The organism is Paraburkholderia youngii (assembly GCF_013366925.1).
GTDB classification, from domain to species: domain Bacteria; phylum Pseudomonadota; class Gammaproteobacteria; order Burkholderiales; family Burkholderiaceae; genus Paraburkholderia; species Paraburkholderia youngii.
On the sequence record NZ_JAALDK010000003.1, the window covers coordinates 570,214 to 596,371 of the forward strand.

Annotated in this window: 23 protein-coding genes and 8 pseudogenes; 16 read left to right on the top strand and 15 right to left on the bottom strand. The window is 59.6% G+C overall.

Features of this window, described 5'->3' with window-relative positions; all coding sequences use genetic code 11:
- Positions 1 to 32 precede the first annotated feature (32 nt).
- Both G5S42_RS41155 and G5S42_RS41160 read left to right on the top strand, forming a co-directional pair.
- On the top strand, positions 33 to 521 hold the full coding sequence (locus G5S42_RS41155) for a hypothetical protein (RefSeq protein WP_312883723.1): 489 nt from the start codon (positions 33 to 35) through the stop codon (positions 519 to 521).
- A 131-nt stretch (positions 522 to 652) separates the two neighbouring features.
- Positions 653 to 1,432 (top strand): annotated as a pseudogene (locus G5S42_RS41160) (DDE-type integrase/transposase/recombinase); the annotation flags it as partial.
- A gap of 946 nt (positions 1,433 to 2,378) precedes the next feature.
- Here the strand turns inward: G5S42_RS41160 and G5S42_RS43915 are convergent.
- The 4 genes from G5S42_RS43915 to G5S42_RS45965 all read right to left on the bottom strand — a co-directional run bounded on the left by G5S42_RS43915 (position 2,379) and on the right by G5S42_RS45965 (position 4,892).
- Complete coding sequence (locus tag G5S42_RS43915) at positions 2,379 to 3,530, bottom strand: recombinase family protein (protein WP_217710344.1); 1,152 nt, start codon at positions 3,528 to 3,530, stop codon at positions 2,379 to 2,381.
- Positions 3,527 to 3,670, bottom strand: coding sequence for a hypothetical protein (locus tag G5S42_RS43920; RefSeq protein ID WP_217709843.1), 144 nt, complete (start codon positions 3,668 to 3,670; stop codon positions 3,527 to 3,529). The genes G5S42_RS43915 and G5S42_RS43920 overlap by 4 nt, the downstream gene beginning before the upstream one ends.
- A 143-nt stretch (positions 3,671 to 3,813) precedes the next feature.
- Positions 3,814 to 4,224 carry a helix-turn-helix domain-containing protein gene (locus tag G5S42_RS41175; RefSeq protein ID WP_312883527.1) on the bottom strand — a complete coding sequence of 137 codons (411 nt, stop codon included), beginning with the start codon at positions 4,222 to 4,224 and terminating at the stop codon, positions 3,814 to 3,816.
- A gap of 215 nt (positions 4,225 to 4,439) precedes the next feature.
- Positions 4,440 to 4,892: a DUF5372 family protein gene (locus G5S42_RS45965; RefSeq protein WP_176112335.1), complete on the bottom strand. Its 453-nt coding sequence runs from the start codon at positions 4,890 to 4,892 to the stop codon at positions 4,440 to 4,442.
- Here G5S42_RS45965 and G5S42_RS41185 point away from each other — a divergent pair.
- The 3 genes and pseudogenes from G5S42_RS41185 to G5S42_RS41195 form a co-directional block, all read left to right on the top strand.
- Positions 4,781 to 5,329, top strand: a pseudogene (locus G5S42_RS41185) (integrase core domain-containing protein); the annotation flags it as partial. The gene G5S42_RS45965 and the pseudogene G5S42_RS41185 sit on opposite strands and share 112 nt — an antisense overlap.
- Before the next feature lie 2 nt (positions 5,330 to 5,331).
- Entirely contained in the window at positions 5,332 to 6,126 is a 795-nt protein-coding gene (locus G5S42_RS41190) for an ExeA family protein (RefSeq protein WP_176112336.1), read from the top strand.
- Between the two features lie 47 nt (positions 6,127 to 6,173).
- On the top strand, positions 6,174 to 6,359 hold the full coding sequence (locus G5S42_RS41195) for a hypothetical protein (protein WP_217710345.1): 186 nt from the start codon (positions 6,174 to 6,176) through the stop codon (positions 6,357 to 6,359).
- 153 nt (positions 6,360 to 6,512) lie between these two features.
- On the opposite strand, the pseudogene G5S42_RS46095 reads toward G5S42_RS41195, so the two are convergent.
- A pseudogene (locus G5S42_RS46095) lies at positions 6,513 to 6,632 on the bottom strand (IS6 family transposase); the annotation flags it as partial.
- A 448-nt stretch (positions 6,633 to 7,080) separates the two neighbouring features.
- On the opposite strand from G5S42_RS46095, the pseudogene G5S42_RS41200 reads away from it, so the two are divergent.
- Together G5S42_RS41200 and G5S42_RS41205 are read left to right on the top strand one after the other, a co-directional pair.
- Positions 7,081 to 7,431, top strand: a pseudogene (locus G5S42_RS41200) (integrase); the annotation flags it as partial.
- Positions 7,377 to 8,192, top strand: coding sequence for a class I SAM-dependent methyltransferase (locus tag G5S42_RS41205; RefSeq protein ID WP_176112338.1), 816 nt, complete (start codon positions 7,377 to 7,379; stop codon positions 8,190 to 8,192). The pseudogene G5S42_RS41200 and the gene G5S42_RS41205, both read left to right, overlap by 55 nt.
- Before the next feature lie 274 nt (positions 8,193 to 8,466).
- On the opposite strand, the pseudogene G5S42_RS46100 reads toward G5S42_RS41205, so the two are convergent.
- Positions 8,467 to 8,667, bottom strand: a pseudogene (locus tag G5S42_RS46100) (IS701 family transposase); the annotation flags it as partial.
- Between the two features lie 217 nt (positions 8,668 to 8,884).
- Between G5S42_RS46100 and G5S42_RS41210 the strand changes: the two are divergent.
- Positions 8,885 to 9,838 carry an IS5 family transposase gene (locus tag G5S42_RS41210; protein WP_176112339.1) on the top strand — a complete coding sequence of 318 codons (954 nt, stop codon included), beginning with the start codon at positions 8,885 to 8,887 and terminating at the stop codon, positions 9,836 to 9,838.
- Positions 9,839 to 10,052: 214 nt separating this feature from the next.
- Here G5S42_RS41210 and G5S42_RS41215 read toward each other — a convergent pair whose 3' ends face one another.
- Positions 10,053 to 10,403 carry an SDR family NAD(P)-dependent oxidoreductase gene (locus G5S42_RS41215; protein WP_176112340.1) on the bottom strand — a complete coding sequence of 117 codons (351 nt, stop codon included), beginning with the start codon at positions 10,401 to 10,403 and terminating at the stop codon, positions 10,053 to 10,055.
- Positions 10,404 to 10,492: 89 nt separating this feature from the next.
- Positions 10,493 to 11,329, bottom strand: coding sequence for a pantoate--beta-alanine ligase (panC, locus tag G5S42_RS41220; protein WP_176112341.1), 837 nt, complete (start codon positions 11,327 to 11,329; stop codon positions 10,493 to 10,495).
- A 47-nt stretch (positions 11,330 to 11,376) separates the two neighbouring features.
- Here panC and G5S42_RS41225 point away from each other — a divergent pair, with 47 nt between their 5' ends.
- The gene (locus tag G5S42_RS41225; RefSeq protein WP_176112342.1) at positions 11,377 to 12,189 is read left to right on the top strand and encodes an IS5 family transposase; all 813 of its coding nucleotides are present in this window, start codon (positions 11,377 to 11,379) and stop codon (positions 12,187 to 12,189) included.
- 81 nt (positions 12,190 to 12,270) lie between these two features.
- Here the strand turns inward: G5S42_RS41225 and G5S42_RS41230 are convergent, their stop codons facing one another.
- Positions 12,271 to 12,702 carry a 4Fe-4S dicluster domain-containing protein gene (locus G5S42_RS41230; protein ID WP_368594046.1) on the bottom strand — a complete coding sequence of 144 codons (432 nt, stop codon included), beginning with the start codon at positions 12,700 to 12,702 and terminating at the stop codon, positions 12,271 to 12,273.
- A protein-coding gene (locus tag G5S42_RS41235; protein WP_376777265.1) for an IS3 family transposase occupies positions 12,699 to 13,879 on the bottom strand; the annotation gives its coding sequence in 2 pieces (ribosomal slippage) (positions 12,699 to 13,624 and positions 13,624 to 13,879; 1,182 coding nt in all). Before G5S42_RS41235 ends, G5S42_RS41230 begins: the two co-directional genes overlap by 4 nt.
- A gap of 1,248 nt (positions 13,880 to 15,127) precedes the next feature.
- Between G5S42_RS41235 and G5S42_RS41245 the strand changes: the two genes are divergently transcribed.
- On the top strand, positions 15,128 to 16,228 hold the full coding sequence (locus tag G5S42_RS41245) for an IS110 family RNA-guided transposase (RefSeq protein ID WP_176112516.1): 1,101 nt from the start codon (positions 15,128 to 15,130) through the stop codon (positions 16,226 to 16,228).
- Between the two features lie 30 nt (positions 16,229 to 16,258).
- Here the strand turns inward: G5S42_RS41245 and G5S42_RS45540 are convergent, their stop codons facing one another.
- From G5S42_RS45540 to G5S42_RS41260, 3 genes and pseudogenes are all read right to left on the bottom strand, one after another.
- Positions 16,259 to 16,600, bottom strand: coding sequence for a reverse transcriptase N-terminal domain-containing protein (locus G5S42_RS45540; protein WP_312883725.1), 342 nt, complete (start codon positions 16,598 to 16,600; stop codon positions 16,259 to 16,261).
- 504 nt (positions 16,601 to 17,104) lie between these two features.
- Positions 17,105 to 17,683, bottom strand: a pseudogene (locus G5S42_RS41255) (IS6 family transposase); the annotation flags it as partial.
- Between the two features lie 359 nt (positions 17,684 to 18,042).
- Positions 18,043 to 18,306 (bottom strand): transposase, encoded by a 264-nt coding sequence (locus tag G5S42_RS41260; protein ID WP_176112344.1) that lies wholly within the window; start codon positions 18,304 to 18,306, stop codon positions 18,043 to 18,045.
- A gap of 327 nt (positions 18,307 to 18,633) precedes the next feature.
- Between G5S42_RS41260 and G5S42_RS41265 the strand changes: the two genes are divergently transcribed.
- On the top strand, positions 18,634 to 18,927 hold the full coding sequence (locus G5S42_RS41265; RefSeq protein WP_376777268.1) for a hypothetical protein: 294 nt from the start codon (positions 18,634 to 18,636) through the stop codon (positions 18,925 to 18,927).
- Complete coding sequence (locus G5S42_RS41270; RefSeq protein WP_176112345.1) at positions 18,924 to 19,136, top strand: hypothetical protein; 213 nt, start codon at positions 18,924 to 18,926, stop codon at positions 19,134 to 19,136. Before G5S42_RS41265 ends, G5S42_RS41270 begins: the two co-directional genes overlap by 4 nt.
- Positions 19,137 to 19,246: 110 nt before the next feature.
- Here the strand turns inward: G5S42_RS41270 and G5S42_RS41275 are convergent.
- Positions 19,247 to 20,507, bottom strand: a pseudogene (locus G5S42_RS41275) (IS4 family transposase); the annotation flags it as partial.
- Between the two features lie 374 nt (positions 20,508 to 20,881).
- Positions 20,882 to 22,243: pseudogene (locus tag G5S42_RS41280) on the bottom strand (IS1182 family transposase); the annotation flags it as partial.
- A gap of 201 nt (positions 22,244 to 22,444) precedes the next feature.
- Here G5S42_RS41280 and G5S42_RS46105 point away from each other — a divergent pair.
- The 4 genes from G5S42_RS46105 (at position 22,445) to G5S42_RS41300 (ending at position 26,085) form a co-directional block, all read left to right on the top strand.
- Positions 22,445 to 22,675, top strand: coding sequence for a hypothetical protein (locus G5S42_RS46105; RefSeq protein ID WP_429481723.1), 231 nt, complete (start codon positions 22,445 to 22,447; stop codon positions 22,673 to 22,675).
- Positions 22,676 to 23,046: 371 nt separating this feature from the next.
- The gene (locus G5S42_RS41290) at positions 23,047 to 23,988 is read left to right on the top strand and encodes an EamA family transporter (protein ID WP_246392548.1); all 942 of its coding nucleotides are present in this window, start codon (positions 23,047 to 23,049) and stop codon (positions 23,986 to 23,988) included.
- Positions 23,989 to 24,146: 158 nt separating this feature from the next.
- Complete coding sequence (locus G5S42_RS41295) at positions 24,147 to 24,842, top strand: iron-containing redox enzyme family protein (protein WP_176112346.1); 696 nt, start codon at positions 24,147 to 24,149, stop codon at positions 24,840 to 24,842.
- A gap of 10 nt (positions 24,843 to 24,852) precedes the next feature.
- Positions 24,853 to 26,085, top strand: coding sequence for an ATP-grasp domain-containing protein (locus G5S42_RS41300; RefSeq protein WP_312883726.1), 1,233 nt, complete (start codon positions 24,853 to 24,855; stop codon positions 26,083 to 26,085).
- The last annotated feature ends 73 nt before the right edge of the window (positions 26,086 to 26,158 follow it).

The following is a 26,158-nucleotide window of genomic DNA, read 5'->3' on the forward strand; positions in this document are numbered from 1 at the left end:
TCGCGCAGGCCAAGAACTGGGGCGAGTTGCAAGTGAAGGGCACCGACGAATTCCGCCGGCAGGCGTGGATTGCGGCCGAACTCGCGGGCATCCCGACACGTGGATTCCGGCCGGATGCGCAGGATCGTGCCACGCCGCAGTCGGCGCCCGAAGCGATGCGTATTGCCGCGGGCGAGCGCGACAGAATGACGATGCCGCGCGTACCAACACGGTCGAGGCGGCGTCGGGCGAGAAGAAGCCCGACCAGCCGGAGGCTGCCCGCGCAAATGCGGCACCGGAAAGGGCTGCGGGGGTCGCTGCGCCGCACGGCCGCGATCTTCGCGCTCGGCTATCACACGGTGCGTCGCTGGTGGCGTTGGCTGGCCACGCAGAACGAGAACTTCTCTTTCCATCTGCGCAGCCGGTTCGCATCGCTCGGACGCAGTGCCGATCGCACCGGTTTCTGGCTTGCCTGTTTCCAGCTGATGCCCTTGTGCGAGGCAATGGGATGGCTCGATGACGACGGCGTTGCTGTCCCGTGATCGACTGATGCCCGTGCGTTGCGCGACGGCGCTGTTCGTGCTGTAACGGGCACCCCACACAGTCTGCTCACTGCCCGGCGTCGCGCATTGGCGGTTTCATACGGGTTCCCTCAACTCTCGAAGGAGAACGTATGATCGAAGTCGATCCGAAGGCGCTGTTTCGCCTGTCGGTGCTCGGTCCGCTCGTCAGCCGCGAACGGTTGGGCCGCGGCGAGCTGCTGCAGATCGTGCAACAGCTCGCGCAGCAGGAATACGCCATCCCAGGCTCGCGCCGACGGCATATCAGCGAGAAGACGCTGCTCAAGTGGTACTACGCATGGCGACGTGAGGGGCTGACGGGACTTGCCGATCGCGCCCGCACGGACATCGGCCGCTCGAAGCTGCCCGAGCCTGTACAGACCGCCGTGCTCGCGGCCAAACGCGAGAACCCGCGACGCTCGATCCGCCAGATCCGGCTGTTGCTGGAGGCGGCCGGCATCGTGCCGCACGACACGCTCTCGCGCTGCGCGGTACACCGTCTGCTCAAGGCGCACGGCATCTCGCGCATTGCTGGCCCCGATGTCGTGCCCGAGGAGAAGCGCAGCTTTGAGGCCGAGTATGCCGGTTCGATCTGGTACGGCGATGTGCTGCACGGCCCGACACTGTCCTTCGGCGGCCAGCGCACGAAGACGTACATTGTGTCGTTGATGGACGACGCCTCACGGCTCATCGCCCACAGCGCGTTCTGTACCTCGGAGACGGCGCTGGACATCGAGGGCGTGCTCAAACAGGCGCTGCTCAGGCGTCGTGTGCCGAAGACGCTCGTCGTCGATAACGGCGCCGCCTATCGCGCCTCAACGCTGCAGGGCATCTGCGCGCAGCTGGCGATCCGGCTCGTGCATTGCCGGCCCTATGCACCCGAAGGCAAGGGCTGCGCTGCATAGTGCACCTCATAGGTCGGTTGAGTTGGTGTTTATGCGGCCGAGCGTCGGCCACGGGTCTTTCCCTGGTGCTGGAATTTCACCGGCGCTTCGGCGCCGGGCGGTTCGAAGAGATAGCCGCCCTTGTCGTCGTAGCGATGCGCTATAAGCAGGCCTGCACGACGCCATGTCTTGATTGTCGTCGGCATCACGTTCAACCGCTCTGCGATCTCGTCCAGGGTGAGCATTCCGCGTGCGCGCAGCCTGTCATGATGACTGGGTAGCTTGTGGGATAGTCGAAGCCGCGTGATCATTCTGGAAGTAAACCGCTTGCCCCAGCCGGAGGCGAGCCCCTGACGGTTAAGCTGCTCTGCCGTTTCACTCTCGGTGTACTCGTTGAGAAGCCGGTCCATTTCGGCAATGACTGCGCGAGGGGTTTGCCGCAATATCCACGCCGGCTTGGACAGCGGCACATGTAGCGTATGCGTGGCGCCGCCATTAAAGCGTATCTGAACGCAGATGTCTGCACCCTTGAGCAAAGTCGCGTCGGCGATGAGCAGTCGCGCCATGCGCTTTCGCTCGCGATCCGGTGTGCGCGGATCGTTCCATAGACGAGGGAAGTCTCTGGCGAGTGTCATGATGTTCGCACGCTGTTTATCGTTAAGTCCTGCGCGATCAGCTTCGCGCTGCTTTTCGTAGTGATCCTGAGCTTCGGTAAGAGCGCGTAGCGCCTGATTCCATTCCGATTCAAGCGAGTCCGCGACCAATCGATTCGCTGGATCCACTTGCATATAGCGGCGCCGCGCCAGATCGGCCTCGTAGCGTGCTCGTNCGAACTCCCCGGCGGTGCAGTCGGTCGCGCTCGTCAGAACGGCTCTCGAGTTCTTCCTGTACCGCAGGCGCGACTTCAAGCGTGACCGGCGTGACTGTCTCCCCGAGCAGCCTGCCGATGGCCTTGTCAAGCTCGCCACCGTGAACATGCTGGCACACCGGCCGCCCATGTTTGACGCCGTGGCGCTGGCACATGTAGTCCGGCACCCTGTGTGTGCCCCTTGACGTGATAGCGCACTGTCATCCGCTCACCGCATCTGGCACATATCGCCAGGCCCTGCAACAGCGCCGGGCCCTCACGTGGTGCCCCTCTTTCCCGATCGATGCCCAGTGCGTGAGCATTCTCGCGCAACACCTGAACATTCTGTTCAAACTCTTCCCAGCTCACATAAGCCTCGTGGGCGTCGGGAATCAGCGACAGCCATTCCGCAGAGGGCAGCCGGGCGGAGACTTTCTGCCCATCGGGATGGTTTCGATAGCGCGTGCGCCCGAAGCAGTACGCACCTGCGTACCGCGGATGATGCAGAACCCACAGTACGCGTGAGTGCTCGAGCTCGCTCCACAGCACATCATCTTTGCGAACTCCGTGATGGACCCGATGCGGGAACAGAAGGCCCTGCTCACGAAAGGCCTTGACGGTTGCAGTGGCCGAACCGGTGCGCCGAAACGTGCGGAAGAGATGACGGATGCTTTCCTGGATACGTGCGTCGGGATCCAGACGAACGCGCGATTCGGTGTCGTAGACAAAGCCGATGGGCAAGCGCGTCTCCAGCTCGCCGCGACGTGCCTTATTGAGGATGCCGCCGCGCAGTCGTGCCCGCATGACGTGCAATTCAGCCTCGCTCATCGTGCCCTTCAGGCCAAGCAGCAATCGGTCATTGAAGTGCGCGGGATCGTAGACGCCATCCTCGTCAAGGATCAGACAGTCGGCCAGTGCGCAAATTTCTAGTAGCCGATGCCAGTCGGTGGAGTTGCGCGCCATGCGCGACACTTCGAGCCCCATCACAATTCCGGCGCGGCCCAGGCTCACCTCAGCGACCAGGCGCTGGAACCCCTGGCGATCAACCGAGGACGCGCCAGACAGTCCGAGGTCCGAGTCGATGACGACCACCTGATCAGTGCGCCATCCGAGCGCAATCGCGCGTTGTCGCAGGTTGTATTGGCGCTCGGTGCTCTCGGTATTCTCAAACAGCTGTCGCAACGTAGACTGCCTGACATACAGGTAGGCGTTTCTCTTCAGATGCCGGGCCTGAACTTTCGCGTGCGTCTGATCGGTCATGCCATCACCTCCGCTGTCGCAATTGCCATCGTCGCCACGACGGCGACCAGATTCTGTTCGAGACCGGCAGGCAGGTTCAGCCCACTCGGGCGCGCAACCGGTAATGGACTAAACGGAAACGCTTCGGTCACAGACTTCATCCAGATCGCCATGCCTTTGAACATGAACAGCGCACGGCCACGCATCAGAGTGGGACCACCTCCGCCGGGCTCGAGAGCCTCCTGCCGCAAGATCTCGTAGCTTTGGCTCAGGGACTGGGTATCGCGCGCCGTTACGGGAGGATTTACCGTAGTTTTTTTTTCAAACGCGCCAGGGCGCGTTCCACGGTGCGTCGATGCACCGCCAGGCCAAACTGTTCCGCAATCAGATCAACCAGCTCCTGCACTTCCGGCTCAGCGTGAGTCACGCGCGCTTCTTCGATGAAGCGCATCACCTCATCGGTGATCTTGTGAGGTCCGTGTGGGCCGCGCTTGACCGGCAGCAGACCGGCCAGGCCATCGCGCTCGAAGTCGGCCTGCGCCTTGTAGAAGGTCGGCCGGCTGACTCCGAAGTGTGCGGCGGCATCCGCGACGGTTTGCCCTTCGACGCGTACGCGTCGCAGCATTTCGTATCGGACTTGAACCAGATCCCGGGGATCGAAGAAGTCGCTGTCAATGAAGGCAGGATCATCGATGTCATGAGGGCGCGGATTCACCGTGCCACTCTCTTCGAGAGCAGTGAGTTTGGGATCGGGCTTTCGTGTACGAGTCATATGTAATGTAAATTATGCCCATATATAGCCGATGTCAAGGTGATTTTCGAGAACTCCGTCAGGCACTCCCCGTAGAAGAACGGATAGACACTTATTCTGGTCCGAGACGAAGCACATCGGTTTCTGAAAATGGCATAATTTATTTTACACATATGGCATTATTTGCTTGACAGCTTGCGCCTGCCTGCCCGCCTTTTGGCTTGTCTGCTTGTTTCTCTGTACCGCGCAATTAGCATGGTCAACTGCAACAGATCTTCGATGCGGAAATGCGATCGCCCCGCCGAAACCGTCTCGAATGCATTGGGCGCCGCGGCGCTCGTCCAGGCTGCCGGCATACGTTTCAGGTCACCGCGGTCGTCGTGGAAGTAGACGCGGTCTTCTCCCCAAGTGTTGCGCCGATCCGCAAGCGCGAACTCTCGCCCATACAACGGATGGAAGGGATGCGTGACCCGGAATAACTGTGCTTCATCGGTCAGATCGCGTGCAGTTGACTGCTTTTGCCAAGGGCAAGCTCGAGCGCTGGCACCGCACGTTACGCGAGCGGTTCCTCGCCGAACTCGACGCGACACATATCCGTGACATGGCGGACCTGAACGCGCGGTTGTGGGCATGGGTTGAGCAGGTCTACCATCGCCGCAAACACAGCGCACTTGGCGAACACACGCCGCTCTCGCGCTACCAGCAGGACCTGCCGCGCATCCGGCAGCTCGGTATGCTGGCCGCACGACTGGACGAACAGTTCCTGCATCGCATCGCGCGTCATGTCCGTCGCGATGGCACCGTCTCGTTCAATGGCAAACGCTTCGAGGTCCCGTACGAGCTCACCGGACAGACGGTATTGCTCGTGGTAGATCCGCACGCCGGCACCGTCCTTCGCGTCGAGAGCCAGACCGGCCAGGCGCTGGGCGCCGCCACCGCGCTGGACGCCGTCGCCAACAATACGCGCCGGCGGCAGCGGCCGCGGGCCGTGCCCATCACGAATGTCGTCACGCCGGGGCCGAACCTGCTCGAACTGGTGCATCAGCGTCACTACCGGCAGGAGGCCTGAGCATGTACCGGCAACACTTCGGCCTGCGCGCAGCGCCGCTGGACAAGGATTCGACGGACCTCTGGGATGACGGCGCACTCGCCCAGCTCACCGAGCGCTTCCAGTGGCTCCTCGGCAGCCCCGGTATTGGCCTGCTGGCTGGCGAGCCCGGCGTGGGCAAGACCGCAGCGCTACGGCATCTCACGCGCAGCCTCAATCCGCATCGCTATCACGTCATCTATCTGGCCGAAACGGAGTTCGGCCGCATCGACCTATACCGCTCGCTCGCCCGGTCGCTCGGACTGGAGCCCAGCTACCGGCGTGCTGACCTCTGGCGTGATCTCAAGCAGCGCATTACCGAGCTCGTCGAAGGCAAGCAGTTGCTCGTGGTATGGATCATCGACGAGGCGCAGAACCTGCCCATCGAGTTCTTCCGTGACTTCCCGTCGTTCCTCAACTTCGCGTTCGATTCACGCAACCTGCTCACAGTATGGCTGGCCGCGCATCCGTGCCTGGCCACCACGCTCGAGCGCGCGCCGTATGCCGCCCTGTACGGTCGTATCCAGGCGCGTGTGCAACTCAAGCCCGTAATCGAGCGCGAGCGCTTCGCGCAACTGATTGCGCACGCCCTGAAGAGCGCCGGCTGCACGCATACGCTGCTGGCCGACTCCGGGCTCGAACTGTTGCGGCAGGCCTCACGCGGTTTGCCGCGACAGGCCGGGCGCATCCTGCGCACCGCCATGCAACTGGCCGTGCCCCGCGGCCTGAACCATCTGCCCGACGAACTGCTGCAACAGGCTATCGAGGAGTTCCGGTGAGCAGGCGCCGCAAACACCCGAAGGCGTCTCGCACGGCGCCGAAGATCATGTCCCGACCGCCTGCACTACCCGAACTGACGGATAAAGCCGCCGCGCAGATCCAGCGACTGCTGGGCGACTGGCTCCTGTGGTTCAGCGCGGCATACGGCGAACAGATCCGTCGCTGCAACGAACCGTGGACGGCACCGCCACGCGAACCACCTCCCTCTCATCGCATCGACGATCCCTTCTGACGACACAGCAGCCCCGAGCTTAACAGCCGGGGCTGCGTTCGTTGTGCCGTGCGTCAAACGCGCGATGCCACGCACGTATCGTCTTCTTGCATCTCGCGTTCAATTAGCAAGGACTTCTACTCGACTGGCCCGCGACAATCAGCGTCGTCTCGCCTCGAATATCTCGCGATACCGAACCCCGAATACCGCGAGACGTAACAACCAGCGAACCGCGCAGCTGATGACGATGGCAAGGAAGCGGTGACCGTGATAAAGCGACTTTCTTTTCTTCATCGTTTCATTCTACCCCCGCTACTGCGTCAACTTGACAGAGCCCTTCACCGGGCTCACCCTGGATCCGTCCAATTCCTGAGCAAATGTACGTCCTGTGCGCTCTTGCGTCGTGAATACCTCAACGTGACAACGCCCTATTTCGCGATCAGCTGGCGCAAGCAGGATCACGCAGTCTTTGAGATTGATCAACCGGCAACAAGTTTGAAGCGTGTCTATCTTGTGCCGTGCCTATCGAGTCGGGCAAAATGATCTTGCCTGTTCTGGCTCCGGATGGATGTGATCTTTCTTTGAATGTCGACTATTGCAATTCACTCAATCATCTGAAAATCGGGGTGACAGGATTTTATCTCTCCAGAGGCCGTAATTGATTCAAAAGCTACCGATCAACGATCAAGGAACCCATCATACAGACTCGTAAAATGAAGGTGCGCCGGGAACCGTGGAGGCTGGTTGGTTTAAGCTAATAGCGTACGCCGGACTCAGCTCTCGCGCGCCTGTTGAGCACTATCTGGCGGCTCGCAAGGCTGCCGGACAATCGGCGCGCGGTATGCTCGGGAACATCCGGCGAGATCTCATGCTGTTTGCCAACAGCCGTCACAGGCCGGATCTCGCCGCGGTGTTTCAGCACACGCCAGAAGAGCTGCAAGCACGCGCCAGCGCCGTCGAACGAGCAATCAAGCTGTTGCCCACGCTGCCGGTGCCGCAACCCCAGATCAGCGACGCGGTCGACGCAAGGAGGATGAGATGGATTATGCATCGATGCTCCAACCCCACAATGCCGAGGCCGCAGGCACGTGGGGAAGTGCAGGGCGGCAATATGAACGAGTTAGTCAATCAATCTCCGATGCGATTGAGCATTGCGTTATTCGCGTCGCTCCGCAGCCCGGCGAGCGCGTTCTGGACGTGGCCACGGGTACAGGGTGGGCCGCACGGCGCATCGCTGCCCGTGGCGCAAGCGGTATAGGAATTGACTTGGCAGCAAATCTCATCGAGACCGCCAAAGCGTATGCGGCTGATGCGCAATTATCCTTCGAGTTCCAAGTGGGCGATGCGGAGGCGCTGCAATTCGAGGATCAAAGCTTCGACGCCGTCATTTCGACATTCGGCGTTATGTTTGCCAGCGATCCGGACGCAGCGGCCTCGGAGTTGGCGCGGGTCTGCAAACCGGGGGGCAGGCTGGGAATTGCATCCTGGCCTTCCGACGGTACGGTCGCTGGGTTGTTCAAAATCATGCAGCCATATGTGACGCGAGCTCCCGTGCCACTACCAACGTCGCCATTTGCCTGGGGGAACACAGATTACGTTAAGAAGCTGCTTGGAGCGGCCTTCGACTTGCGCTTTGAGAGCGGCACTACCGTCTTGCGCGAACTGAACGGGTCTATCGTGTGGGAGTTGTCCGTGGAGAGCTACGGCCCCATTAAAACCTTGGCCGCGAGCTTGGATCCGGACAGCCGCGAGCGCCTAAGGCAGGATTTCATAACATATCACGAAGGGTTTCAGTCCGAGTTGGGGATTGCGATGCCGCGGGAGTACCTCGTGGCTATCGGCATCCGAAAGTAGCCTTCGGGTATTGGCCAGACACACACACTGAACCGCGCCGGGTTTTCCGGAGGCTCCACTTCTTGAGAAAATGGAGCTATGGAAAATACCAAGAAGAAGTCCCCACGGTACTCGCCGGAAGTTCGTGAGCGGGCTGTGCGAATGGTGCTGGAACATCAAGGCGACCGTGACTCGCAATGGAAGGTAATCGGGTTGTGTCGCGTTAAGGACGATGGCGTCGCCTCGACTGCAGCCGAACAATTCTATTCTCTCGTGATGTAAGCAATCCTCTTCACCTTAGGCGCCTGATCGTCGCATCGTCCTTAACGCGACACAACCTGAAATGCGCCGTCCAGTGGCGCGTACACCCAATGGCCGAGATCGCACGGCTCACCCATCCTTCGGGCGAAACCATGCACCCGCTCAGCAACTCGAGGAAGCTGGCTTGCGAGCGAAGCGGCACGGCGGTAAGCAGAACGTTGATCCATTCACTCAGGTAAAACTCAGAAACTCAGTGCGTTTCGACAAGGACATGGGCAATCGCAAGAGAACCGAAAACGATTCCCATTGGCCCGCCGCGCTGCTTGCGCTAAAACCTCGCGCAAGCAGCGCGGCGGACTCACGATTGCCCTTCTATGGAAGGTCTGCAAAAGTCCTGGCGTTGACGTCTCGGTGGACTATCCTGGGAGAAGGCAGGTTTAAGGGGTACCTCGATGACACAGCTTGGTCTTGGTCTGGATCTTTCAACGAAACGCACGCGCAAGCGGGAATTTCTCGATGAGATGAGGCGCGTTGTGCCATGGTCGAGGTTGATTGCGTTGATCGAACCGCACTATCCAAGGGGTAAGACTGGAAGGCCGCCGTTTCCTATTGCGACGATGCTGCAGATCTACTTCATGCAGCAGTGGTTTGGTCTGTCAGACCCGGCGATGGAAGAGGCGCTTTATGACGTGCCGCTGTATCGTGAATTTGCTGGGCTGGACGAGGGTATGACGCGTTTGCCGGACGAGAGCACGATTCTCCGGTTCCGTCACCTTCTCGAAACGCACGGCCTGGCTGCGCAGATGCTAACGCTGGTCAATGAGATCCTGAGCGAGAAAGGCTTGATGCTGAAGGTGGGGTCGGCGGTCGACGCTACCTTGATTTCCGCACCCACTTCGACGAAGAACGGCTCTGGTACACGGGACCCGGAAATGCACCAGACGAAGAAGGGAAATCAATGGTACTTCGGGATGAAAGCGCACGTCGGCGTGGACGCAGAGTCGGGCCTGGTCCACACGGTCATCGGCACAGCCGCCAACGTTCATGACATCAATGCGGCCGAAGCGCTGTTGCACGGCCAGGAAATGGATGTGTCCGCTGACGCCGGATATCAGGGTATCGAAAAGCGCTGCCAGGTAAGCGCGGTTCGCTGGCATGTCGCGATGCGACCAGGCAGGCGCAGACAACTGGACCTAACCGATCGGCTGGACACGATATTCGATCAGATTGAACGCCTGAAGGCCGGCATCCGCGCCAAGGTTGAACATCCGTTCCGCGTCCTCAAACAGCAGTTTGGCTATACGAAGACCCGGTACCGGGGGTTGATGAAGAACACCGCCCAGATCACGACACTATTTGCTCTGGGCAACCTGTGGATGGCACGCAAGGCTTTGTGGAAAGCTTGAAACGCTCGCAGATTCAGGCCGCGAATCTCGGCAAACAGTGGTCGTCACGCTTCAAAAAGCCAGGCGACCAACCTGCCAGCAGACTCTCATGGCTGATACGACGCAAGTGGCAAACGGCCAACTCTCTGAACACGAGTTGTGCAGACCTTCCCTATGTCAAGTTTTTCCGAATTGCGAATCATTTGTCAGGGCCCTTCATCGGGGTGCTGAATGTCTAAACTCGAGGATTGTAAGTAAAGGTCTGTGCTGTATCTTCCTCGAACCGCGACGCGCAATTCAGGACACAATCGAGTCGTCCGAACGCCTTCACACATGCGAGCACAAGTTGCCTCACCTGTTCTTCGTTCGAAAGGTCTGCGCAAAGGGAAATCGCGCGTCCCCCTCGCGTTGCTATCTGATCAACAACCTCCTGCGCTTCGCGCTTCGATTCGTGATGGTGCACGGCAACGTCCCATCCTCGGGCGGCAAACCCCAAGGCCACCGCCCGACCGATTCGTCGGGCGCCTCCCGTCACAAGCACCGATTGCCTACGAGAGCGGTCGTGATGAATCGCTGGTTCAGTCATAACACAAGTTCAATTTCAGGCAGGCTCAGGCTCGGCTTGCGTTTTCGCCCCACCCCTCGATCACTGTGACAAGGCATAGCGTCGGAACTTCAAATCTCGAGGTTATCAATAAGGCGTGTGCTGCCGAGACGCGCTGCTGCTAGCACAACGAGCTTTTGCCCGACGACTTCCGGCTCCGTTGGAGAGCGTAAGTCGGCCTGTTTTCGGACCGAGATGTAATCGGGCTTCCAGCCTCGATCGACGAGCGTTGAGAATGCGCGCCGCTCGATTCGCCGAATATCTTGTCGCCCGGCCAAGATATCCTCGCGCACGCTGTTGAGGAGCCGATGCAGCGTGGGCGCCTCCACCCGTTGCTCGGGCGTCAGAAAGCGATTGCGCGATGACAGCGCCAGTCCATCGATGTCGCGGATGGTTTCGCCGGCTATGACATCCGTGGGCATGGCGAACTGCTTACACATTTCTCGAACTATCATCAGTTGTTGGTAGTCCTTTTTTCCAAACACCGTCACGCGCGGCTGCGCGCATAACAGCAGCTTCATTACGACCGTGCAAACGCCTTGAAAGAAACCAGGCCGGAATTCACCCTCCAGCATGTCGCCAAGGCCGCCAGGAGGCTGGACACGATACTCTTGCACCTGCGGAAAGAGGTCCCGCTCCGTCGGGGCAAAGACAACGTACACATTCTCCTTCTGAAGTTTCTCCAGGTCCGCCTCGAGGGTTCTCGGATAACGCTCGAAATCTTCGCCTAGTCCAAACTGCAGCGGATTCACGAAAATGCTGGTGACGACCGGATCGCCATGCTGCCGTGCGAGCCTGATAAGCGAAAGATGCCCTGCATGCAGATTGCCCATGGTCGGCACGAAGGCCGTGCGGTTTTGTCCGCGCAACTGAGCTCTCAACTCCTCGATAGACCGAATCAGTTTCATACTAGAGCGTGTTAGGAACTTCGATTGAGACCTGGTATCCTGGCGGGATGAAAACAACCGACCGCAAAGGGTATCCGACTGATGTGTCGGATGAGGAATGGAGTTTCGCGGCGCCGTATCTGACGCTGATGGACGTTGACGCGCCCCAGCGCAAATACGAACTGCGCGACATGTTTGATGCATTGCGCTGGATGGCTCGTGCCGGCGCGCCGTGGAGGATGCTGCCCAATGATTTCCCGCCGTGGGAGCTGGTGTATCAGCAGACTCAACGCTGGTTGCAGGCTGGCTGCTTTGAGAGCATGGTGAGTGACCTGCGCTCGGTGATACGCGTGGCACAGGGCCGTCGGGGACAGCCCAGCGCGGTCATCCTCGATGGCCGCACGATACAGTCGACCTGCGAGAGCGGCCCGCGTGCGGGTTATGACGGTTATAAGCGCAAGCGCGGTAGTAAGGCACATATTGCAGTAGACACGCTGGGACAGTTGCTGGCGGTGCACGTGACCCCAGCCAATGAACAGGAGCGCGCACAGGTAGCGGAGCTTGCGCGGCAGGTCCAGCAGGTAACGGGACGAACGGTCAAGGTGGCATTTGCCGATCAGGGATACACGGGCAAAGAGCCAGCGCAGGCTGCGTTCGACGAGGGCATTGACCTTCAGGTGATCAAACTCGAAGAAACGAAAAAGGGTTTCGTTCTGCTCCCCCGCCGGTGGGTGGTCGAGCGCAGCTTTGGCTGGCTCAACCGTTTCCGGCGTCTCGCACGTGACTATGAACGGCTCCCCGAAACTCTCGCTGGGCTTCATTTCGTCGTCTTCGCAATGCTCATGCTTGTCCACGCCGTGTCAGTACTTCAAAGTTCCTAACACGCTCTAGAACTTGCCCCTGAGATTCACCTGGCACTGCTCACATGTTCGGATAATTCGGACCGCCACCGCCTTCGGGCGTCACCCACACGATGTTCTGCGTCGGGTCTTGATGTCACAGGTCTTGCAGTGCACGCAGTTCTGCGCGTTGATCTGCAGACGGTCGCTGTCATCGTCGTTCTTGACGAACTCGTACACCGCGGCCGGGCAGAAGCGCGCTTCCGGGCCCGCGTAGGTGCGCAGGTTCACGATCACGGGTACGCTCGCATCCTTGAGCGTCAAGTGCGCGGGCTGGTTCTCTTCGTGGTTCGTGTTCGAAATGAACACCGACGAGAGCCGGTCGAACGTGAGCTTGCCGTCGGGTTTCGGGTACTCGATCGGCTTGCACTGCGACGCAGGCTTGAGCATTTCATGGTCGCGATGCTGGTGATGCAGCGTCCACGGCACGTTGCCGCCCAGCAGCTTCTGCTCGATGCCCACCATCAGCGTGCCCAGGTACAGGCCCTTGCTCATCCACTGCTTGAAGTTGCGCGCCTTGTACAGCTCCGTGTAGAGCCACGACTGCCTGAACGCTTCCGGTTCAACGTCGAGTGCAGACGACCATGATTGTAGAAGCTCAGCCAATCAAGTACCTCGTCCATCGCCTTGCGACGCGTCGCAAAGCGCCGGCCGTGAATGCGCGCCTGCTTGAGCGATCCCCACAGGCTCTCGGTCGGCGAATTGTCCCTGCAATTGGCCTTTCTGCTCATCGAGCAACGCATGCCGTAGCCCTTGAGCAGCGCCTGGAATTCGTCGCTGCAATATTGGCTCCCACGGTCGCTGTGCAGGATCAGGCCGGCTTCGGGGCGACGGCGGAACCACGCCATACGCAATGCGTCAGAAACCAGCTCCGTACGCATGTGCGGTTTGAGCGACCAGCCCACGACCTGTCGGCTGAACAGGTCCAGGATGACGGTGAGGTACAGCCAGCCCTCTTCGGTCCAGAGGTACGTGATGTCTGTCGTCCAGACCTGATCGGGCTTCGCCGGCGAGAAGTCACGTTGCAGCAGGTTCGGCGCAACCGGCAAGTTGTGCTGGCTATCAGTTGTGGCCTTGAACCGTCGCCTGGTGCGTGCCCTGATGCCATGCAGCTTCATCAGCCGCTGAATCCGGTCCTTGCTCACGCGAATGCCCTGCGCCAGCAGCTTTTTCCACACGCGCGGCCAGCCGTACTCGCCTTTGGATTCGGCATGGACTGCGCGAATGTGGATCAGCAGCGCATCGTTGCTGATACGGCGGCGCGGCCGATCAGGATCAACGTCGCGCGCCTTCCGGTTGTGATAACCGCTGGGGCTGACACCCAGCGCCTCGCAGGCCACGGAAACCGGCCATTGTGGGCTGTGCCGCTCAATCCAGGCGTACTTCATGCCGACACCTTTGCAAAGTACGCCGTGGCTTTTTCCAATATGTCGCGCTCCATCTTCACACGGGCCAACTCGGCACGCAGCCGGGCAATCTCCATCTGTCCGGCCGATACCTGTTTGCCTGCGCCATTGAGCTTGCCAGCATCGTCGGCCTTGATCAAGGTGTTCAGCGTCTGCGTGCTGATCCCCAGAATCTTCGCCGTGGCCGACTGGCTCTGGCCGTTACGCACCATGCGCACCGCTTCAACCTTGAACTCCAGCGTGTACCGCGCCCTCGGGTTACCCATTGCTCAATCCCCCGTCACTGAAGTTTTACACACTCTCAGTAACGGATACGTTTTTCGAGGGCAAGGTCAAACGTGTCCGCACGTTCGCAATGGTCAATGCAGTTTACGTACCAGCTACGAAAAACCCGACACAACATATTAAATCGTTGAGTGACTGTCCTGAATGTGCGGTTCACGACATCGCGTGTTGGCAAACGGACGGGTGCACGCGCATGGCCGAAAGCGAAACACTTCGCCGGGGGGCTGTTCTCAGCATTGACGCATATCAACGTCGAAGGCGAAACATATGCGTATCTTTGCGAATGTGGGTGCGAGAGCAGGCGGCAGGCTTTCTAAGCATGGCGCACCATGGTTAGGAGCGGAAAGCAGTCGACCTCGCACGGTGGCCCTGGAAACGCCTGAGAGGTTACGTACGATGGCACACGAACGGTTACCCAGAGCGAATGCGCCGATGAAGAATGTCATCAATGCCGACACGTTGGTGTGGCGCGAGGATATCCGGAGGACGGCGTTCGAATACGCCGAAAGCGGTTCTTTTACCGACTGGCAAGCAATTGAGGTGGCGCTCCACTCGCTTTTTCCTGCTAGCCGCGTTGGCGATATCCTCGCGAGCCCGTTCTGTCGTTTGGACCTGAGTCAACGCCCGACTGGTCGATTCCCAACCGCTGGAGCCTGGCGATCCACGACCACCCGCTCCAGCTCGACGGGATCTACTATCGCTCGCGCTTTGCGAATGCCGAGTCGGTCGCGATCTTCAGCGACCGCGCAACGCTTGTTCAACGCGACCAATCCACCCCGCTCCTGCAGCACCCGCAGCTTGCGAGTTTTCTGGACCGATACGACATCGGTATCGCGATTTCGGGTGGCGCGCACTGGATGGCATAGGAAAGCGGATACAGAAATTGCCATGCACTCGCCAACGCCTGTCAGCCACGAATACGATTATACGACGCGCATACTGATTATTTTCACGCATGCGCTTGCCTCACGCTGGCAAGCGTTGTCGCCAGTTCGGCGGTGTTTCTCGATCGCGATGTTTATTGGAATTTCCAATTTGCGACAATGACGACAGCGGTTGACGGCCTAAGGTATGCGACCGCAGTAAAGTATCCGGGGCGTCAAGCCGAACCGCGAAACGCTCCGCCAGGTTGCCCGGTGCCACCCATGGTGCTGAAGCAATGGCTTGAGCCGGATGCGGGGTGACCCGCACGTCCGGTTCTCAGGGGGCGGCGGCGCAGTGATGCGCCGCTGCTACCCGACAAGGAATCGATTACGGTGGCCTACGCGATTGACGCAGGCGAGGTCGAATCGCTTGGCAAGATCGGCACAACCCAAACGGAGATCGATCGGCTTTGCAAGCGACTGCAGTCGAAGGCTTCACACGTGCGCGTGGTTTACGAGGCGGGTCCGTGCGGCTACGGGCTGCATCGGCAACTGACGCAGCGCGGCTTCGAGAGCATGGTCTGTGCGCCGTCGCTGATTCCCAGGAAACCCGGCGAGCGCGTCAAGACGGACCGGCGCGACGCCGCGAAGCTCGTTCGTTCTCTTCGCGCAGGCGACCTGACTGCCGTGTATGTGCCCGGTGTCGAAGACGAAGCCTTCCGGGATCTGGCGCGGGCGTGGGCAGCCGTCAAGGAGGATTTGCGGCAAGCCCGTCAGCGACTGAAGTCGTTTCTTCTCGCACATGGCGTGGGCTATACGGGGCGCGCGAACTGGGGTGAATCGCACCGACGCTGGCTCTCCGAGTACTCGTTCGCTAACGCCTGGCAACAACTGGCATTTGAAGAGCATCGGCGCACAATTGAGGATCGTCTTGTGCAATGTGGACGATTGGAGTTGGCGTTGCGAGATGCAGTTGTCAACTGGCGCTTTTATCCTGTGGTGCTGGCTCTGCAGGCGATGCGCGGAGTGCAGTTTGTTACGGCTGTCGGTATGGTTTCAGAACTGGGAGACCTGTCGCGTTTCACGCATCCACGTCAGCTCATGGCATGGCTCGGTGTAACGCCCTCGGAGCATTCGTCGGACGGCAAGCGACGTCAGGGCAGCATCACCAAGACCGGTAACAGCTATGCCCGCAAGCTACTTGTGGAAGCTGCCTGGAGCTATCGGCACATGGCACGCGTTGCGCCCGAGATTCAGCAGCGACACGAAGGGCTGCCCAAAGCGATTATCGATCGGGCGTGGGATGCTCAGTTGCGACTGTGCCGGCGATATCGCAAGCTCGTGGCCCGCGGTAAGAACGCCAACATTGCGGTCGTTGCCGTTGCGCGCGAATTGGCCGGTTTCATCTGGGACATTGCCCGACTCGCGATGGCGCTTGCATTGCCGCGTAGCGGGCAGTCGATATGAGACTGATGACAAGTCGGTAACCCCGCCTCTTCAACGACGCAATCGCGTTGGCCTTTGCCGCCGGTGTTTTCCATGTGATCTTGTCCACACCGGGGGTGTTCCTGCCTTTGTTTCAGTCACCCGCTTTACGGCTAATGCACGGCCGCTAAACGAGTGGGTCAGCAGCCATTGCAGGGCTTTCACCCTGTTATGGCGGCCGGCCTGTACCGCCTTTACCATACGCGACCTGAGCCTTCTTACCTGACGTTGAACATCGGCCCAGTTGATGCCGTCCCACGTCACGTCAGAAGGTGCACGCGCCCGTGTTGCTGCGCCCATTTGCTTTCCTTCCATGTAGATGGTTCTGCAAACTCTCTGGTGAGAAGAGACCATGAGGAAGTCTGCCCGCTTTCGCGTCGGGTGATGTTGCAACCCGTATCCCGTCCATTACAGCCGGGCATTCGCTTTTTCCCCCTTCCTGTGCCCGCACCGCCATGGGCAGACCTCGCAGCCTGCTGTCCCCGAAGGGAGCGATACGGGGTTTCCACGTTCCGCCTATGGAAGTACGTCGGGTTAGGTGCCTGCTCTGGGCCGGGAGGAATATGGGTCACGAAAAGCGCAATCGAAAAACGCTGTTCCCACCTCCGGTACCGTTTTGGTTCGAGCGCAATAGCCATTTCCGCTCGTTCAACATAACGACCCTATCGCAGATTCAAATGTTTTCACCATACCGACTATCTTGCACTCATCCGGCGTATGGCTGCCAGAAGGGTACGCCTCTCGCGATTGATACCCCGCACCTTGCGGCGCTTCGTTACGTTGTCAGAGCCGCTCTTGATTCAGGTTCCTAGATTCACCGGGTGACACCGGTGGTTCACTCCTTCCATGCAGCGAAAAGGGCGAACAACTTCTGTAAGCGACCTCGTGTCGCACTTCGACAATGTTGTTCAGGTACTTGATCTGGCGGACCTTGATCGGCGTCTCGCGATCGGCATTCACTGCATCAAGTGCGGCCAGATTGGAACCGCTTTTGTCGATGGTCACGGTCTCTGGCGTGCCATTATGGGCGATCGCCTTTTCAAAGAACCGCCGGGCAGCGACCTTGTCCCGCCGGGTCCTGAGCAGGAAGTCGACCGTGTCGCCCGCCTTGTCCACTGCCCGGTAAAGATATTTCCACTCGCCTTTGATCTTGATATAGCTCTCGTCCATGCGCCAGCTTTTCCCAACCGCACGCTTGTGCCTGCGGAACCTCCTTTCGAAGAGCGGCAGCAGTTTGATGACCCAGCGGTACACCGTCAAATGATCCACCGCGATACCACGCTCGTCCATCATTTCCGCAAGATTGCGCAAACTCAGCGAATAGGCCACGTACCATCGCACGCACAGCAAAATCACTTCAAGCGGGTAGTGAAGGCGCTTCAGGACCTTGGCCAGGCCCGGCGCGAGTGTGGTTCGCGGTGTCTTCGTCTTCTTCATCGCACAGCTCAAAAATTCGCTACCCAATTTTAACTCCTCGCCCCGGCGCGAAATCGCCGGAGCAAGGTAGGTCCTATAACCGGCGAACCCGGGAAGTGGACCGAAGGCGAGAGGGTGGCGGATGGGTCCGTACTAGCTGTGAAGCCGGGTAACGCTGGTGGAGCGAAGGGGCCCTGCTGTTTGTAACTTCCTCGACAACATGGGAGGCAAGGACGAGATGACAAAGGCGTCCAGCAGTTTGCAGGACCTGAGGCTGGGAATATGGGTGGCGCCCGGCCAGCTTCTGGCGGCTTCTTCCTACATCACCTTCAGCGCCGCTTCGTTCGATTTGACGGATGCATCCCACATGTCATAAGTGTTCACGAAAAATCGATTTGAAAATCGGGGCCGTACTTGTTTAGCAGTGCGTTAAGTTCGGTGTCGATGATCTCGCGTGTCCATGTCAGGGCGCTTCGCCATCGGTATTTCAGGTGCCGCCATACGATCTCGATCATGTTCAGTTCAGGACTGTAGGCCGGCAGGTAGAACAGGACCGTCTTATGTTCAAGAAGCCAACGTTGCCGTGTTTCCTCGCTGATACCGTGATGGATGCTCGCGTTGTCCAGCACGATTACAGTGGGCACTTAACCACGAGGCTTATGATAGAAATTCGACCGGATCTTGGCCGGACCTCAATACCTCGCGACGCCGATTCTCTTTTAGCGCGAGACGTAATAATATTCGCCGCATGCATTCGTTACGTGAATCAGTGTTATCCAAACAATCGATTTTTAGTCGACGTGAAAATGCCGCATAGTACGCTCCGCGATGTACAGTACTCCACGTCACGAATGCAGATTTTCATGAGCTGCCTGAACGCAATTGGGCGCTGTCGGCGCGAATATGGCTGTGTCGCATTAGGTCGCTCTCGATGCCACGTCCGGAGGCATGCTCAACGATTTGGTGACGACATGGACATGAAGGGTGTGATGACGGAAGAGGACGGCGGTGCGGCGCCTTCGCCAGGGGAAGCGGCCATCCTTGAGGAAGCATGCTGGCTGGCCGACTCGGGGCGCTACGCCGACTTCACGGACATCGAGCACGTGCTACGTTTTGGTTACGGGCTGACGAATGCGCGGGCTCTGCTTGACCGGTATCCGGTTCGCATGATGCTGAACCGCCACTGCGCGGATGCCCGCGAGGAGCGGCTGGTAGGGCGGAGCAGCATGAGGTTCGGTGCTCATCCGATGGCAGAGGACGCATGACATCACGGGAAGCGCAGGACATTCTCCACGCGGCGTTCGTGGCCGCGGCTCTGATCGTGCAGGCCCAGCCGTACCGGAACGATGCGCACGCGCAGCGCCGGTTCGAGCACATTGTCAACCAGATCCTGTCGGAGCATGTGCCCCGTGGTATGAGCGTGGCGGAGTTTATTCAGTATGCCGGACGACCGGCCTCGGTCTTGTCGCAATAAGGGTTGACGTTGCCCGCGACTTTCGTATCCGCTAACCGAGCACTTATTATGCCGCTTCCTTTCGCTGTGCGGCGTGCCAGTCTTGTTCAAATTGCATCGGACTGACGTAATTCAACGCCGGGTTCGCCCTCGCCCTTGCGCCCGAGGAATCCACCCAGTGACGCGATCATCCGAATCATCTGGTTAAGCGTCGGTGGCTTTTTCGGGCGGGTTTCTTTGATAGCACGTGGGCGCCGTGTATCTCGTCAGCATCAAAGAACAGCGAAGCATCCAGGTCCGGGCAGGTCCTGCCCAGCCGCATGAGCCGTGCGATACGCCAGGATACCACCATATACAGTACAAGCGCCTTCTCCACGCGCTCCAGTTGCGAGAGCTGCAACGTTTCAACCCGGCAGGCGTTCTTCAACACATTGAAGAACATCTCGATCTCCCACCTCGCGCGGTACCAGTCGATCAGTTCGGTGAGGGCATGTGCATCGGGCACTTCGCGGTTGCTCAGCAGGCGCCAGACGACGGGCTTCACGCCAGTGGGCGCATCCACTTCACATGCCTCAATGCAGCTCAGTTCGACGCCGCCGCGCCCGGGTAACTTCACGCGCTGTGCACGCAGTTCCTGCTTCACTTCACGCGCCTTCTGGCCATCCCGCCCGGGCAGCACGAAGCTGATCTGACCGAGCACCTCGCTCGCGTGCACCGTCTCCCACAGTTTTGCTTCGCCCTTGAGTGCGCGGTTGTGCTGGGAGCGGATCAGCCAGTCAGCCGGCTCGCCCAACTCCTGCGCACGCCGCATGAGCGCGGCGAATCACCCTCGCGATCGGCCACATATACCAGCCGCGTGCCCGACATGGATGCCGCCTGCTGTGCCACGATCTCATAGCTTTCGATCCATCGTACGCTTTCGCATACGCCGCCACGCTGGCCGTTTTCGTCGCGCGGCTCGCGTGCCCACATCCACGCGTTCATGACACCCAGCGGCTCCCGATCGAGTGTGAGCGCGTAAGTAGCGTGAAGATACATGCCCACCTGCGCTTCGTAACTGAGCGGGCCGGCTCCCTCGATGTCCTGGCCGTTGAAGTTCAGCTCGGTCGTGTCAGCCACGCACAGGACTACCGGTAACTCGCCCGTGCGCGCTGCGGTGCGTTCCCAGTGCGGCTGCATCATGTCGCGCCAGTCAATGTGTTCATTGCCCAGAAAGCGGTATGCTGCAATCGTCTCGGCCCAGCCCTCACAGGCACCCGGAATACTCTCCGTGGGACGCGCGGCAAACCGCTTTAGCAATTCCTTCTCGCGACGATCGCGCCTCGGGTCACCCAGATCCAGTGTTTCAAATTCCTCGTCCACCCACGCTCCCGGCTCATTACGAATCTGCATTCGAAAAGTCGAGAGTAAACGCGAAATTCTGGCCGTTAACAACCCCCATCACGCCGGTGCATCGCTCAATACGCTTTCGGACGAACAGCTGCTACTGCACCACTTCTGTATAACGAGATGGGTTGGACCCGCGCGGGGCATGCCTGACAAAGCACGGGGGATTTTCTTTCCCGATAAACGAGCGAGGCCCCTGCGCGCGTCTTTCATCAGGGGCCAGGCCATTGGCCTAACATGACCGGTTGTAGTGCCGCAGTCCTTCACCTTCTCACGCGCACCGACGGCCTTGCAGTCAGAAAGACAAAAACCACGCTTGATGCTTGCGATGAGCGGGGAAGCCCTTGTCGTGCTTTATTTTCCGTTTCCTGAAGCGTCCCCTGAAGGCTCATCTCGGTGCTCACTCGTGCGAGGGTTCTGGTCTGGAAGTGCGTGGCACCCATCCAATGTTTGAGCGTACCGAACACATGCTCAACGGTGCTGCGCCGGATCGTCATTGCGTCTGGATTCCGGTCGAGCCGTCGCTGCATGGCTTCCAGTATCTGTTCATGTTCCCAGCGTCGAATGCGTCGGTAGTCGCTTGGAGAACATCGCTCCTTCAGATGGCAACGCGGGCATGCGCTGGGCCAGTACACCTTCAGATTCATGCCATGTTCGACAGTCGTGAACCGATGAATGGCGCGCTCGCCGGCCGGGCAACGATAGACATCGTCTTTAGCGATGTAGATGAAGTCGCGCTTGGTAAAAAGGCCTTTCTTTCGGGATGCAGACGTCAACGGCTTCGGTACATATGCCTTGATACCCGAGAGTCCGCAGGTACGAATATCCGGGCCACTGAAGTAGCCCCGATCGGCTAGCACCCTGAGTCCGGATTTGCCCATCGCGTCTCTTGCTGCGAGCGCGACCTTGCTGAGCTGCCCGTGATCTCCTCCGACATTGGTCACCTCGTGTTCAACGATCAGGTGATGTTTCGTGTCTACGGCGGCCTGTACGTTGTAGCCGACTGTTCCGGTCTTTTTGCCGCTGCTGGTCATCGAACGCGAGTCGGGATCTGTCAGTGACAGCTGTCTGTCCGGTTGCGTCTTCAGTTGTTTCCGGATCTGCTCGAGTTCGCGCATCCGTTGCCGCAGCAAAGCGACCTTCTCATGCAGCCGTACGGTCTTCACATCGAAACCGGTCGGACTGACGCGATCCGCGGTCTCAATCGCGTCGAGGTACCGCTGGATACTCTCCTCGATCTGCTGCTGACGCTTATCGATCTTGCCAGCGGTGTAGTTCCGGTCGCGGCTGTTTAGGACTTTGAACTTGCTGCCGTCGATGGCCACCATGTCGCTGGAAAGAAGCTTCAGGCCGCGGCACAGTTCGACGAAGCGCCGGCACACGTTGCGAATGGCGGCACCATTGTCGCGGCGGAAGTCTGCGATCGTTTTGAAGTCCGGTGCCAAGCGTCCCTTCAGCCACATCATCTCGAGATTTCGCTGGCATTCCTGTTCAAGACGCCTGCTGGAAGGCAAGCGATTCAGATACCCGTAGGTGTAGACCTTGAGCATCACTGCAGGATGATAAGACGGCCGACCGGTGAGAGCGGGCGAAGCCCCGTCGAAGCCGAGTTCCGCAAGCTCGAGTTCGTCGACGAACACGTCTATGATCCTCACCGGATTGTCCTGCCCGATGTAGTCATCGATGCATTCGGGAAGCAGTGCGACCTGCTTGCGGTCATCGCCTTCAACGAATCGCTTCATGAGTCACCCGATCTCAATGCGTTGATTCAGTTTAGGCGATGAGTGCGTTTTCACACACCCTCGGCCAGTCGACTTCACACTCACAAATGAGATGTTTTGTTTGTCGTTGAAAGAAAATCTTTCTGTGCATGGCCGGTTCCCCCGGACGCGCTGCGAGCCTTGGAGTCGAGCGCGCGCCACCCGGGCTTCTCGGCTGCTGCAATGGAACTGAATGTTACGCCCACCGAGGTTGGTCAATTCGTTCTCAGTCTCGAAGAATGCCTCGACGTACCGCTGTTCCACCGCGCTACCGGCGGGCGACCGCCTCTTGTACTAACGGCCGTCGCCCTTCGGGCGCTGCCTAACATCCGCGAGGGGTTCGATCGGTTGAATCTGGAATTTGCGCGACTAAAGAAGGGGCTCGGCTGTGGGCGTGTTGACGGTGACCGTTAGGCCGGCGTTCGTCGCGAAATGGCTTCTGCCGGGCATTGATCGCTTCCAGAACCGCTGCGTGTCGACGCCAGCCATCAAGTTGATGGATTTCAGAGCAAAGGAAGACCGCCCATCATCCCGCCATACTCATAGCACGCTGTGGCACATCGCATGACTGGACTGTCCGGCGCGCAATCGAGACGATCATCCGATAAGAACCAGTACTCTCTTTTCCACGCGGAGTGAGCCTACCGCCGGTAATTTTACCTGCAAAAACAGGCTTTTCTCCATCGCGAATCATCAATATGATTGATGCACTCAAAAAAATTAACGGCTTATACAGAGCGGATATGCGCTGTTAGGATTCTCCCGTCGTCACCGCGGAGCCGAGTATGAGCGAAGATTTAGATGTCGTCCAAGCAAATCGTGTCGACACCGGGGTTGAGCCAGTTAAAGGCGATGCGTTTGATGCTAACCCCCCTGGTTCCAAGCCGTCTTCGCGACCTGTTGCCAGCGTGCTCGCGGCTGCCATGGCTATCGCGTCGATGTGCAGCGTGCAGCTTGGTGCTGCATTGTCGCGACCCGTGACAATGCAATACGGTACGCTCAGCACGACTTGGCTGCGTCTTTGTTTCGCGGGCTTGGTGCTCGCGATCGTGGTGCGACCGCCGCTCCATACCTACTCCCGACAGCGCTGGAGCGCCGCTTTCGTCCTCGGTAGCGCCATGGCCGGCATGACACTGTGCTACTTTGAAGCCGTGCAGCGCGTGCCCCTTGGTCTCGCAGTCGGCATCAGCTTCATTGGTCCCCTCATCGTCGCGACGGCCGGCATTCGCAGATTCCGGATGCTAGTGTGGCCCATGGTGGCGATGGTCGGCGTCGTCCTGATTGCGCGGCAGGACGGCTTGTGGACCACCTCGTTAACCGCGCTGGTCTTTCCGGCTGGGGCTGCGCTCGGATGGGCAGCCTACATCGTGATGATGAAACGAGTCGGCACGCTGTTTGATGGCCTGCAGGGGCTCTCAATGTCGCTGATCGTCGCGGCCCTGGTCACCACGCCGTTTGGTCTTGCGCAAAGCGGTGGCCATCTGCCCGCCGCGCAATTGATTGACGCCGCATATCTCGCGGTACTCGTGCCGCTCCTGCCCTACGTCCTCGAGATGCTCGCGCTGCGGCGCATGACGGCGTCCGCGTTCGGCATTCTGATGAGCATCGAACCCGCCATTGCTGCCGCAATCGGTTTTGTCGTCCTCGGTCAGCCTATGCTGGGCTTGCAAAACATCGGCACGTTGCTCGTGATCAGCGCCAGCATAGCCTGCTGCCGCCAAGAATAGGCCGGCGTTGCCGGCAGGTGGATCGTCGTCTCGCACTGCATTTTCTTCCGCGTATTCGAATGTTGCCGAGACACTAACTGCGGATGATTCGCGTCGTCGTTGTATGTGTCGCGCTTGCGATGCTGTTTCCCTTCATGTGGTTTTACTGGAGACTGAAAATGGCCCACCAAGATCGTGCCCGTTTCGAACTGGTTGCAGACTGTGAAATGCAGGCGCTCTTTTCCGCCTCGCCCGACACCGCCGCGTTTCACCGTGGCGAATGGATCGACCGCGAATACTATCGGCGGCATCTCGTCGAGACAGTGCTGCGCATCCGCCTGAACAATGAAGTCGATGCATTCGCGCTCTACAAGATCGGCTTCAAGGACAATCAACTCGCGCAGATCCTCGCGCAATACCTCGCCGAGGAATACGGCCACGAAGGACTCTTTCTGCGCGACATCGAAAAATTCGGCCTCACCGCCGAACAGATTGACACCATTGAGCCGCTCCACTCGACCAGGAAGCTGATCAATTATCTGTATCTCAGCATCGAACGCGATGGCCCATTGCCGACGATGGCATGGAACTGGTTCGTCGAATGGTATTCGGACCGCTACAATAAGACAATCACCGAGGCTGCGGGTCGAGCCTTCGGGCACCACACCGTTAAGGGTTCGCTTGGCCATATCCAATACGACGAATCGCACGACCACGACGATCTGATGTGGGGCGCCGTCCAGCGCACGATCGACGGATGGGGTGGCATCGACAAGGCAGAAATGCATCTTCGCAACTTCATCGGCTTGGTCGGCGATTACTTCGACGAACTGAAGGCAGAAACCGGGCGCCAGTCGGACGTGGTCGTTGCATGAGGAGCGCATCGTGGCTATTGTAGTAGTGGAGCCTGTCTCATCGGGCACCGCGCTGATCGCTGCAGCGCAGCGGCTCGGGCACCCGGTACACGTGTTCTGCGCAGATACCCGCATCGTGCCGCCAACGCACCTACGGACCGTGGCGTCGCTGACGAGTGTCGACACTGGCTCGGCTGATGACGTCGCTGCAGCAGTGCGGACAGTCGGGGGCATCGACGCGCTCGTTCCCGGCTTTGAGTACGCGGTCGACGTCGTCGCGCAGACGGCCGCGCAATTGGGGTTACCGCATCTAGCGCCCGAAGCGGCCGCGCTCACACGTGACAAATACCGTAGTCGTCAGCGACTCAGCATGGCCGGGCTCGCTGTACCTCGTTTCGCGCCGATCGCAAAGCGTGGCGACGTCGCCCGCGCGGCGGCGCACGTCGGATTTCCGGCCGTCGTGAAGCCGGTCGATGGTTGCGGCAGCCTACTGGTGCGCCGCGTCGATTCGCTCGCGCAGTTGCACGCGACGATCGACAGCGTTGCGCATCGATCTGTCCCGGACATGGGCCGCGAAGTTGGTCAAGCGATGATGCTTGAACAGTATCTCGACGGCCCGGAGTACAGCGTAGAAGGTTACGTCGGTCCGCTCGGTCCGCGCATGCTTGCCATTACCGAAAAGATCCTCGGGCCCGAGCCCTACTTCGTCGAGATGGGACATGTGGTCGACGCTACGCTCGACGACCGCGACCGAGCTCGGCTGAGCGCGTATGTCGAAACGGTGGCGAGAGAGATCGGCCTGACGCTGGGCGTGTTTCATGCGGAAGTGCGCATGACGCGCGACGGTCCCACGCTGATTGAAATCGCCGCGCGGCTCGGCGGCGACCGGATCTACCGGCTCGTTGAGCTAGCTAAGTCAATCTCGCTACCGGAAGTCATGCTCCGTAGCTATCTCGGGGAATGGGACCCGGCCCCGGGATACCGCCACGGGCGGAGCACCCGGGTAAGCGGCGTCCGGTTTCTCGCACCCGAGGCAGCCGGGCCGTTCGTCGGTGTCAGCGGGCTTGACAATGTGCGTGCGCAGCCTGGCTTCCAAGAAGCGGAAATCTATCCGCGCATCGGCGACTGGGTATCGCCGCCGACCGACTTCCGCGGCCGGGTCGGCCACGTGCTATTTACAGCGCCCGATCGCCCCACGCTCGAACGCCGACTGAACGACGCGCAATGCGCGCTCGAAATGGGGTTGACATGCAAGGTCCATTGAAGGACGAGTCGCGATGACGTATACCCCCTTCCCCCGCCGTACCCGAAGTGTCGTAATGAATCGCTGGTCCGAC

Excerpts from the sequence above, each read along its gene's own strand:
- G5S42_RS46105 (WP_429481723.1), top strand. The coding sequence starts at position 22,445 with ATGGAACTGAATGTTACGCCCACCGAGGTTGGTCAATTCGTTCTCAGT.
- G5S42_RS45965 (WP_176112335.1), bottom strand. The coding sequence starts at position 4,892 with ATGCCCACAACCGCGCGTTCAGGTCCGCCATGTCACGGATATGTGTCG.
- G5S42_RS41225 (WP_176112342.1), top strand. The coding sequence starts at position 11,377 with ATGAAAACAACCGACCGCAAAGGGTATCCGACTGATGTGTCGGATGAG.
- G5S42_RS41290 (WP_246392548.1), top strand. The coding sequence starts at position 23,047 with ATGAGCGAAGATTTAGATGTCGTCCAAGCAAATCGTGTCGACACCGGG.
- G5S42_RS41270 (WP_176112345.1), top strand. The coding sequence starts at position 18,924 with ATGACATCACGGGAAGCGCAGGACATTCTCCACGCGGCGTTCGTGGCC.
- G5S42_RS43915 (WP_217710344.1), bottom strand. The coding sequence starts at position 3,530 with ATGACCGATCAGACGCACGCGAAAGTTCAGGCCCGGCATCTGAAGAGA.
- G5S42_RS41190 (WP_176112336.1), top strand. The coding sequence starts at position 5,332 with ATGTACCGGCAACACTTCGGCCTGCGCGCAGCGCCGCTGGACAAGGAT.
- G5S42_RS45540 (WP_312883725.1), bottom strand. The coding sequence starts at position 16,600 with ATGGTCTCTTCTCACCAGAGAGTTTGCAGAACCATCTACATGGAAGGA.
- G5S42_RS41215 (WP_176112340.1), bottom strand. The coding sequence starts at position 10,403 with ATGACTGAACCAGCGATTCATCACGACCGCTCTCGTAGGCAATCGGTG.
- G5S42_RS41205 (WP_176112338.1), top strand. The coding sequence starts at position 7,377 with ATGGATTATGCATCGATGCTCCAACCCCACAATGCCGAGGCCGCAGGC.
- G5S42_RS41265 (WP_376777268.1), top strand. The coding sequence starts at position 18,634 with ATGGACATGAAGGGTGTGATGACGGAAGAGGACGGCGGTGCGGCGCCT.
- G5S42_RS41230 (WP_368594046.1), bottom strand. The coding sequence starts at position 12,702 with ATGAGCAAGGGCCTGTACCTGGGCACGCTGATGGTGGGCATCGAGCAG.
- G5S42_RS43920 (WP_217709843.1), bottom strand. The coding sequence starts at position 3,670 with ATGAAGTCTGTGACCGAAGCGTTTCCGTTTAGTCCATTACCGGTTGCG.
- G5S42_RS41295 (WP_176112346.1), top strand. The coding sequence starts at position 24,147 with ATGGCCCACCAAGATCGTGCCCGTTTCGAACTGGTTGCAGACTGTGAA.
- G5S42_RS41210 (WP_176112339.1), top strand. The coding sequence starts at position 8,885 with ATGACACAGCTTGGTCTTGGTCTGGATCTTTCAACGAAACGCACGCGC.
- G5S42_RS41195 (WP_217710345.1), top strand. The coding sequence starts at position 6,174 with ATGTCCCGACCGCCTGCACTACCCGAACTGACGGATAAAGCCGCCGCG.
- panC (WP_176112341.1), bottom strand. The coding sequence starts at position 11,329 with ATGAAACTGATTCGGTCTATCGAGGAGTTGAGAGCTCAGTTGCGCGGA.